The 5,601-nt window shown below is 43.1% G+C and carries 8 protein-coding genes; 7 read left to right on the top strand and 1 reads right to left on the bottom strand.

Annotated features, from left to right (window positions below; all coding sequences use genetic code 11):
* The first annotated feature begins 134 nt into the window (after positions 1-134).
* The 7 genes from E1160_RS00865 (at position 135) to E1160_RS17215 (ending at position 5,232) form a co-directional block, all read left to right on the top strand.
* Positions 135-857 carry a GntR family transcriptional regulator gene (locus E1160_RS00865; protein ID WP_155153107.1) on the top strand — a complete coding sequence of 241 codons (723 nt, stop codon included), beginning with the start codon at positions 135-137 and terminating at the stop codon, positions 855-857.
* Positions 858-867: 10 nt separating this feature from the next.
* The gene (gene puuE / locus E1160_RS00870; protein WP_155153108.1) at positions 868-1,803 is read left to right on the top strand and encodes an allantoinase PuuE; all 936 of its coding nucleotides are present in this window, start codon (positions 868-870) and stop codon (positions 1,801-1,803) included.
* Between the two features lie 13 nt (positions 1,804-1,816).
* Positions 1,817-2,335 carry a 2-oxo-4-hydroxy-4-carboxy-5-ureidoimidazoline decarboxylase gene (gene uraD / locus E1160_RS00875; protein WP_155153109.1) on the top strand — a complete coding sequence of 173 codons (519 nt, stop codon included), beginning with the start codon at positions 1,817-1,819 and terminating at the stop codon, positions 2,333-2,335.
* A gap of 18 nt (positions 2,336-2,353) precedes the next feature.
* Positions 2,354-3,376, top strand: a complete 1,023-nt coding sequence (alc, locus tag E1160_RS00880) for an allantoicase (protein ID WP_155153110.1) — start codon at positions 2,354-2,356, stop codon at positions 3,374-3,376.
* Positions 3,377-3,411: 35 nt separating this feature from the next.
* Entirely contained in the window at positions 3,412-3,921 is a 510-nt protein-coding gene (locus E1160_RS00885) for an ureidoglycolate lyase (protein WP_155153111.1), read from the top strand.
* A gap of 460 nt (positions 3,922-4,381) precedes the next feature.
* On the top strand, positions 4,382-4,552 hold the full coding sequence (locus E1160_RS00890) for a hypothetical protein (protein ID WP_155153112.1): 171 nt from the start codon (positions 4,382-4,384) through the stop codon (positions 4,550-4,552).
* Between the two features lie 170 nt (positions 4,553-4,722).
* Positions 4,723-5,232 carry a FliM/FliN family flagellar motor switch protein gene (locus E1160_RS17215; protein WP_235914008.1) on the top strand — a complete coding sequence of 170 codons (510 nt, stop codon included), beginning with the start codon at positions 4,723-4,725 and terminating at the stop codon, positions 5,230-5,232.
* A gap of 61 nt (positions 5,233-5,293) precedes the next feature.
* On the opposite strand, the gene E1160_RS00900 is transcribed toward E1160_RS17215, so the two are convergent.
* Positions 5,294-5,518, bottom strand: a complete 225-nt coding sequence (locus E1160_RS00900; protein ID WP_155153113.1) for a sulfurtransferase TusA family protein — start codon at positions 5,516-5,518, stop codon at positions 5,294-5,296.
* Positions 5,519-5,601: the final 83 nt, after the last annotated feature.

Below are 5,601 nucleotides of genomic sequence, written 5' to 3' on the forward strand. Positions count from 1 at the left end.
AAGTATTTTGCGAGCTTATAGAGATAGTATATATCTATTTCAGATTACAAATTGTATACAATTCTGTTATGCAATAGTATTCAGTCATAAAACAAGCATATTGATATAGATTTTTTTCAACAGGAATTGATGCAATGAAAATTGCAGAAAAAGGTAAACGAAATCAGGACAATTGGATATATCAAGAGGTTTTCGATGCCATTCTTGAACAACGCTTGGCGCCTGGCACAAAACTATCTGAAGATGCCTTAGGCGAAGTTTTTGGGGTCTCCCGCACCGTGATCCGAAAAGTTCTATTACGCCTTTCCCATGAAAAAATTGTTGCGATACGTCCAAATCGCGGCGCAGTCGTTTCGATACCTTCCATCAAAGAAGCCAAAGATACATTTGATGCACGTCGTTGGATCGAGCGCGGCGTCGTTCGTCGGGCATGCGAAACTATTAGCAAGGCAGATATCGGCATCCTAACGAAACTGGTTCAAAAAGAACACGAAGCCTACGCAGATAACAACAAAAGCGAAGGCATTCAACTTTCCGGTGCCTTTCATTTGAAATTGGCGGAAATTGCCGGCAACGAAACCTTGCAAGAATATCTTAAAGAGTTAGTAACGCGCTCCTCTTTAATCGTTGCACATTACGAAAGTAATAGCGCACATACCTGTACACATAATGACCACAAAGACCTGATCACTGCATTGGCTGACGGAAATTCCGATAAGGCCGTTGCACTAATGGAAGACCACCTTCAAGCCATCGAGGATAAATTAAACCTCAGTGAGGCCGATTCTGAAACCAACAATCTGAAACAAATCTTTTCTTCAGTCGCTATAAACCGCACTGATGTCCATCAAACTTAAGGGAAATAAGATGGTAGATATTAAACTCAATCCAGATTACCCCCGTGATTTAATCGGATATGGCCCGACCCCGCCAAAAGCCAATTGGCCTGGTAATGCTAAAATCGCCGTACAATTTGTCTTGAATTATGAAGAAGGTGGTGAAAATTGCATCCTTCATGGTGACAAAGCCTCTGAATCTTTTTTGTCTGAAATTGTTGGCGCAGATATGCGTGAGGCAACTCGTCATATGAGCATGGAATCCATTTATGAATATGGCAGCCGTGTTGGTGTATGGCGCATTTTAAATCTTTTCAAACAAAACGATATCCCGCTTACCATTTTCGCCGTCGCCATGGCGTTAGAGCGCCATCCACAAGCCTGTGAAGCTTTTCTTGAAGCAGGACATGAAATTTGCAGCCACGGTCATCGCTGGATCGATTATCAATATGTTTCAGAAGAGCTTGAGCGCGAACATATGTATGAAGCGATCGACATCATTAAACGCATGACAGGCGAACGTCCCAAAGGTTGGTATACAGGGCGCACAGGACCTAATACCCGTCGCATTATTATGGAAGAAGGCGGTTTTCTTTATGATGCAGACGACTATAACGATGATCTACCCTGGTGGACAGAACGCCCTGACGGCAAGCCACATTTGGTCGTACCTTACACTCTTGATAACAACGACATGAAGTTTTCAAGCCCCGGCGGCTTCAATTCAGGAGAGCAATATTTCGCCTATCTAAGAGACGCCTTTGATACACTTTATGAAGAAGGTGATGAAACACCCCGCATGATGTCGATTGGCCTGCATTGCAGACTGGCAGGTCGTCCCGGTCGTTTCCAAGCCTTAAAACGTTTTGTGGAATATGTGCGTAGCCAAGAGGATGTTTGGTTCTGTCGCCGCATGGATATCGCCAATCATTGGCATCAACACCACTATCCATCTGAATATAAATAAGAAAGACATCATAATGTCCGACAGTTTTAAAACTTTAATCCCCAGTGATTTGAATAAAGACGAATTCGTTTCTGCTTTTGCCGATATTTACGAACACTCCCCATGGGTTGCGGAACGTAGTTATGACAAAGGCATTACCAAGGACCATGACAAAATCGAGGTCATGGCTGAATTGATGTCTGAGATTATGTTGGCGGCTGACAAAGAATTACAGTTAAAACTTATTATTGCCCATCCAGACTTAGCGGGTCGGGCTGCTGTTCGTGGAGAACTCACAGAATCTTCGACAAAAGAACAAGCAGGTGCTGGCCTTGATGAGTGCAGCCCGGAAGAAATGGAAAAATTCCAAACCTATAATACGGCTTATAAGGAAAAATTTGGCTTTCCGTTTATAATCGCCGTAACTGGGCTAAACCGTCACATTATTTTAGATGCCTTTGAAACACGCCTGAAGAATACCGAGGAAGAGGAATTTCAAACTGCCCTCATCCAAATCAACAAAATTGCAACTATTCGCCTTAATCAGTTGTAAGAAATAGGAATACAGACAATGGAAATCATTCAAAGTAAAACACCAGAAAATATACCTGAATTTGCAACCCGCTACATCGATCTAGGACATCCTCGCCTTGGCACGAAAGCTGCTTTCACCACAGATGACTGGTTCGCCCCTGTTGAGCGCATGTTAAAACCAGAACCCGCCGTTTTCATCACAGATAAATATGATGATAACGGCAAATGGATGGATGGATGGGAAAGCCGTCGCAAACGCTTTGCTGGATATGACTACAGCATTGTTAAACTTGGCTTTTCCTCAATCATTAAAGGGTTCAATCTTGATACCAGTCATTTTACAGGCAACTTTGCCCCTGCGGCCTCAATTGAAGCCTGCATTTCAAATGATGAAGTTCCTGCAGATGACATTGAATGGGTTTCCCTTGTTAAAACCATGGACCTTGAAGGCGACAGTCATCATTTTGCCGAAGTGGATAGTGATGTTGCATGGACACATTTACGTTTAAATATCTATCCAGATGGCGGATTAGCACGTCTTCGCATTTATGGCATGCCATCTATTGACTGGTCTAAACGCGATAAATCCGAACTCGTTGACTTAGCAGCAACAGTGAATGGGGGCCGCGCGATTGCATGGAGTGATGCGCATTTTGGTGTGCCAGATAACTTATTAGCACCGGGTCGTGGTGTGAATATGGGGGACGGTTGGGAAACAGCACGTCGTCGAGTTCCCGGCTTTGACTGGTGCATTATTGCTCTAGGCCATAAAGGCGAGATCGAAGAAATCGAGATCGACACAGCCCATTTCAAAGGAAACTATGCCTATAAATGTTCTATTCACGCCGCCAATGTAAATTTCGGCACCGATGACACTCTACCAAGCCAAGCGATTTTCTGGGATGAATTATTGCCAGAAACAGAATTGGATATGGATCAAATCTTCACATTTGCAAAAGATAAACTCAACGACCTTGGGCCCATCACGCATATTCGCTTAAACATTTTCCCGGATGGTGGGATTTCCCGCTTACGCCTACGTGGTAAACCAACCGAATAAAAGAGCCCCCCCCAAGAGTAAGAAAGCTGTATATTATGACTGACATTAAGTTAACCATTGAACCATTAACCGCAGAAGCCTTTGCACCTTATGGTGATGTTATTGAAGTCAGCAATGATGTGCAGCATTTTACAATCAATAATGGCAGCACAGAACGCTATCATGACTTAGCCAAAGTCGAAACGGATGGGACAAATGCCCGCACCTTAATTAATATCTTTCGGGCACAATCGCTATCTTACCCCTTACAAGTGAAAATGATGGAAAGACATCCATATGGCAGTCAGGCATTCATTCCCCTTTCAGGTAAACCTTACTTGGTTTTAGTAGCTCCTTTGGGGGATGAACTGAGACCTGAAGACTTACGTATTTTCTCCGCAAAAGGAACTCAGGGAGTCAATTATCACAAAAATATGTGGCATCACCCTATACTAGCTCTAGAAGGTGAAAGTGACTTTCTTGTTGTTGATCGAGGAGGCGAGGAACATAACTGCGAAGAAAGATTCTTTTCCGAGGAAGATGTCATATATCTTTCACTTGACTGAACCGCCGCCCCATAATACTTCTTCTGAAAATTTATGTTTCTTCTTCGTATAATGGTTAAAATTTCATTGTGCGTTGCGATATATTGACGCAAAAGGTCAATTCCACGTCGCTTTTTTGCAATATTTCAAAATCTACCTGACATATAAACGTCTCTGTCGACGGGCTCTACAGCCTGCAAGACAGCGGGATACCGCGCATTTTACACATGATATTGAACAGACTTTTATAGCCTGACAAAAAGAATTCTATCGCGCAATTATTCTGCGCCAAGGATTTTGCAGCTTTAAATCTTTTATGTTTTGCGCCCTTTAACGCTGATTGAAAATAATTATACCGTTCGCCTTTTGGCTTTTCCGTCTGGTCCTCCCCTGTACCGGAACGGCATTTTTGACCGCATTTTCCGACGGTTAAAAGTTCAAAGCCAGCTGCGCATTTATTGGATAGGAAAAGGAACGAAAAATGAGCGATTCTGAAAAGAATAAAAAACCACAATCTGATCGTAAGTATGAGTCAAAAACTCGTAAATGCCTTATGTGTCGCAATGATTTTAAAAGCTCTTGGCCTGGTGAGCGTGTTTGCTCCAACTGCAAACAAACAAGCTCTTGGAATGATTCTTCCTTGGCTGCATAATTCCTTGCGCTAAAGAATCGCCCAAAAAGGCAAAATGAATTAAAGGCTCGTTGTTTTCAGCGAGCCTTTTTTCTATTCAATCTATTCAAAACTTCTATCTGTACTTATTTAGCAGAATCATCCTATAGTTTTGTGTTATTATTGTTTTTTCATATCAGCTTGATCTTGATATGAATTTGCGGAGTATCCCGACCATGATGGGCGATGAAGAAGATTTTGACGAAAATGACATGATGGCGGCCATCGAAGCCGAACAAGCTGAAGCTGCTGCAGGCGGCGGCGATGATATGGAATTCGATGAAGACGATATGATGGCAGCCATTCAAGCAGAACAAGCTGAGCGTGGCGGCGGCGGTGGAGCTGGTGGTGGTTCCGGTGGTGGGGATGGACCAGTTGATATGGGCGGCGGTAGTCCGCTAGATGGCATTGAACTTGTAAGTGCCGTCGAAAAAATTGGTATCGATATCACAGCTGTCCTTGGCACTGCAGAAATGAAAGTTAGTAACCTGCTAAAAATTGGTCGTGGTGCGGTTATTGAACTTGATCGCCATGTCGGTGATACTGTTGAACTTCGTGTGGCAGGACGCCCAATTGCACGTGGTGAAGTAGTTGTCGTTGAGGATCACTTGGCTGTATCTGTGACGGAAGTCTTCAAACGCGGTATGTATCACGATACTTAAACAACTAGTTTATCCGTTAACGTATGAAGGCCTGAAATTGTATCAGGCCTTTTTTATTTCCTTATCCCTTTTCGATCTCAAGAATAAGCGTATCGCCATCCCAGCGGCTAGATAATAATTTATGTCCTTGGCTTTCACAAAATGCTGGAAAATCCCTTTCTGCGCCGGGATCGGTTGCATGGATAATCACCTTTGCCCCGGCCTCCAAGGTCTTTATACGCTTTCTCGCTTTCAAGACCGGAATGGGACAACGCATACCTGTAAGATCCATAATTTCTTCGGACATGTTTATCTACTTTCTTCCCAAGTCACATTACAATTCGCCATTAAATAACTAAAAATGTAAAGTTTTTCTACACCTTTAACCAA

Source organism: Curvivirga aplysinae (genome assembly GCF_009711445.1).
GTDB lineage: Bacteria > Pseudomonadota > Alphaproteobacteria > UBA8366 > Aestuariispiraceae > Curvivirga > Curvivirga aplysinae.